At 66.5% G+C, this 3,541-nt stretch carries 3 protein-coding genes and 1 tRNA gene; 3 read left to right on the top strand and 1 reads right to left on the bottom strand.

The genetic code is table 11. The annotated features are described in order from the left end of the window. The first annotated feature begins 1 nt into the window (after window position 1). Window positions 2-77: transfer RNA gene (locus VV867_RS30700), tRNA-Gly, on the top strand. Between the two features lie 42 nt (window positions 78-119). Here the strand turns inward: VV867_RS30700 and VV867_RS30705 are convergent. Continuing rightward, on the bottom strand, window positions 120-722 hold the full coding sequence (locus VV867_RS30705; RefSeq protein WP_328568415.1) for a hypothetical protein: 603 nt from the start codon (window positions 720-722) through the stop codon (window positions 120-122). Between the two features lie 286 nt (window positions 723-1,008). Between VV867_RS30705 and VV867_RS30710 the strand changes: the two genes are divergently transcribed. Then, entirely contained in the window at window positions 1,009-2,367 is a 1,359-nt protein-coding gene (locus VV867_RS30710; RefSeq protein WP_328568416.1) for an OmpA family protein, read from the top strand. A 726-nt stretch (window positions 2,368-3,093) separates the two neighbouring features. Continuing rightward, window positions 3,094-3,541 (top strand): LysR family transcriptional regulator (locus VV867_RS30715; RefSeq protein WP_328568417.1); only part of this gene is annotated, 448 nt, incomplete at its 3' end.

Consider the following 3,541-nt stretch of genomic DNA (forward strand, 5'->3'; position numbering starts at 1 on the left):
TGCGGGAATAGCTCAGTTGGTAGAGCACGACCTTGCCAAGGTCGGGGTCGCGAGTTCGAGTCTCGTTTCCCGCTCCAATCCGGATCGCCCTCGCGGTGATCCAAGCAAAAAAGGCTGCCTCAGGGCAGCCTTTTTTCGTTTCCGCTTCCCCTTCCTCCATCGGCAGGCGGCCCCCCGCTGGCCGGCGTGCCCCGCGTTGCGCGCTCCAGCGCCCGGCGCAGGCTCGGCAGGGCCGGTTGCGCGAGGTCGTCCAGGCGCCAGGCCTTCCCCCGCCTGACCAGGTGCAGCCGCACGCCGCGCCGCCACTGCTCGTGCACCAGGACCACCCGGGCCGTGGCCCGGCCGTCGCCGGCCAGGCTGACGTCCAGTTGCTCGAGCTCCAGCGCCCGCGAGCGCCGGCAGAGGCATAGCGGGTCCTTCTCCAGCAGCCCCGGCCCCGCGTGGCGGGCCGAACGGTAGGCCGCCAGCGCCTGCGCCAGTGCGGGGCTCAGCCAGCGCCGGGCCCGCGCCTCGCCGCTATCGGCGGAGAACGCCCCCGGGCCCTCGTCGCCATACAGCCGGCGCACGAAGCTTTCCACCTCGCCCTTCGCCGTGCGCTGGCCGCTCTGGCCCTGGCTGCTGGGCGCCAGGCCCGCCAGCAGCACCAGCAGCAGGACGAGGACGCTGCCCGAGCGCAGCCGCAGGCCGCCATGGCCGGTGGTCATCGGAGGGAGGTGGGGCATCTGGGGTGTCCTGCGAGAGCGCCTGGGCGAAGTGTTCCGCCAGCTTGGCAAGGCTTGCCCGGCCGGTGGAATAAGGCGCGGGCGCGGCCAGCGGTGAGACGTTTCCTCGCGCCCCTGGCAATGCGGGCGCCGGCGGGTGAATTCGGATTGCCCTTATTTGGTCCGCCGGGGGGATTTGCTGTGATAGCCAGGCTTGCCCGGCGCGCACCCTCGCCCGGGCGGCAGCGCAGGACCGTGCGGCCGCAAGACCCCGCACGGGTCGATCGATATTTCGAGTGGTTCTTCTATGCATGACGATTTCATTGGGCGGCTCCTGGAGGCGCTCGTCCGCCGTTTCGGCATGGCGCCGGACAGCGCCGGCAAGCTCCTGGGCCTGCTGGCCCACCGGGTGCTCGACGAGCAGCGTGGCGGCTGGCATGGCTTCGTCCAGCACCTGCAGCGGCAGGGGCTGGGGGCCTGGCTCGAGGGCGACCCGTCCCGGGGGCTCGACCGCGCCCAACTGGAGCAGGTGTTCGATGCCACGACCCTGGGCCGCTTCGCCCGTCACCTGGGGCTGCCCGACGAGCAGCTGGCCGAGGCGGTCGCCGCCTGCCTGCCGGAGCTGCTGGCCGGCATCGACGCCGCGGGTGGGCAGGCCGACGCCGGGGCCTCCGGCCTGACGGTGCTGATGGCCGACACCGCGGAGCTTCTGCCGGCGTTGCAGGCACCGGCCCCCGAGCCGGTGCAGCCGCGGCACAATGGGCGGCGGCTGCTATTGGCGCCATGGCTCGGCGGGGTGCTGGTGCTGTCGCTGCTCACCGTGGGCCTGTCGCTTCGCCAGTGCTCGCCCATGCCTGTGGCCCAGGAACGGGTGGCCGCCGCCGTGGAGGTGGCGCCGCAGCCCGAGGCCAGCGCGGTCGCGGAGGCCCCGCGCTTCATGCTCGAACTGCGCGAGGGCAAGGTCCGCATCAACGGCCAGCTCGCCAGCATCGACGAGCGCGCCTCGCTGCTGGGGCGCCTGAAGGAGGTCTTCGGCGCGGAGCACCTGAGGGGCGACATCCGCGTCAAGCGGGAAACCGCGCCGGCGGCCTGGCTCGATGGCCTGCTGGAGCTGCTGCCGGAACTGAAGGTGGAAGGGCTGAAGCTGGGCTTCAACGGCGAGCGCATCCGCATGGATTCCACCCTGCTGACCCAGGCGGAGCGCATCGAGCTGTCGCAGAAGCTGCGCGAGACCTTCGGCGGCTTCGAGTTCCTGGGGCTGTGGAACCGCACCCTGGCCGCCCTCAGCGGCCTGCCGCCGGGTTCCGGCGCCCAGCAGCTGGCGGATGCCCTGAACCAGCTGGGCATCCGTTTCGACAACCAGTCGATCACCATCAGCCGCGACAGCGACGAGGTGCTGGCCGAGGCCGCCGAAGCCATCCGCCAGGCGCCGCCGGGCACCCGCGTGGAAGTCGGCGGGCACACCGACGACAGCGGCGATTCGCAAAGCAGCCAGCAGGCCTCCCATGCCCGCGCCGAGGCCGTGGTGGCGCGCCTGGTGGAACTGGGCGTGACGCCCGACCGCCTGCAGGCCAGGGGCTACGGGCGCAGCCAGCCGCTGTTCAGCAACGCCACCGAGGCGGGCAGGGCACGCAACCAGCGCATCCAGTTCAACGTGCTGGAGTGATCGAGAGGCCGGCCGATCCGGGCTTCCCGATGCCGGATCGGCTAGTGGCTGCCTAGGCCACCACCAGTGGTAGCCAGCAGCTATTGTCGGAAAGTAGTACTGCTGGGCTCGGTGGCTTGCCATTGGGGGCTGCAACTAGTAGCACGCCTAGTCGGTGGGCAACTCGCCGGGAAGTCGGCCACCAACTTGCCGCTGTGCTAGAGCTGCATCTTGTTGATGCGGGTATTGGGTCATCGTGAGATGGTGAGTAATGATGAGGGTGTTAGATCGCATTCCCACACATGGCAGGAAAATACATACGGGAATATAGGCTTGTTCCGATGGTCATCCCTTTAAGGAGTCTCTTATATCTCAGTGCCTCACTTACTTTGCATTGACCGGGGATAGGATGAATCCTCAATGTTTGGTCCAGCTCAGCGGCAGAGTCTTGTTGTTCCTGAGGAAGGGCAGTGCAAGAGCCAGCCATCTGCTCGCACTGACCGAGCCGCCTATCGCTGCAGGGGCATGATAGGCCATCTTGCCAGGCTCGATCGTATGGCCATGGTTGAACCTATTGCTGACGACTGCACCGAATGCAGCTTATCAGTTGCTCTGATCACGCAGGATAAGCTGTTGATCGACTAGAGGTTTTTGTCGATTGTTGAAGCTGTTGAAGCAGATGTTTGCTGCCCATCCCACCGAGGATTTGCACAGCCGAATGAGCCAGAAAGTTCAGGAGGAATTTTCATGCTTCACAGCAATTATCTGAAGCAGCTGGATTTGCAGGACATCGTGGTGTTCCTCAACCTGTTGGAGCAGCGTAGCGCCAAGCGTACCGCCGAGCTCATGAACGTCAGTCAGCCCACTGTTAGCTACTGCCTCAAGCGCTTGCGCAGTTGCTTCGACGACGCATTGTTTGCTTCGTCGCAAGGGGGACTGAAACCTACCACCAAGGCGGAAAAGATCGCGCCTTACCTGCGGATGGTGGTCGAGTCGGTCAACCGCTGCGCAGAGGGCATTGGTGAAGCTTCGCCCCTGACGGAGCGCAAGATCTGGAAGCTATGCGCCCCCGAGTATTTCGAGCTGTTGTTTCTGTCTCAGGCGTTGGCCGTGCTATCTGTTCTGCCGGGACACATAGGTAACGCTTGTCGGGACACATGGGTAACGGTTTTCCCATGGTCATTCCGGCTGCCTG

It is taken from the genome of Pseudomonas sp. JH-2, assembly GCF_036231725.1.
In the GTDB taxonomy this organism is placed as follows: domain Bacteria; phylum Pseudomonadota; class Gammaproteobacteria; order Pseudomonadales; family Pseudomonadaceae; genus Pseudomonas; species Pseudomonas delhiensis.

Coding starts and splice junctions, on each gene's coding strand:
- VV867_RS30705 (WP_328568415.1), bottom strand. CDS start 722: ATGCCCCACCTCCCTCCGATGACCACCGGCCATGGCGGCCTGCGGCTG.
- VV867_RS30710 (WP_328568416.1), top strand. CDS start 1,009: ATGCATGACGATTTCATTGGGCGGCTCCTGGAGGCGCTCGTCCGCCGT.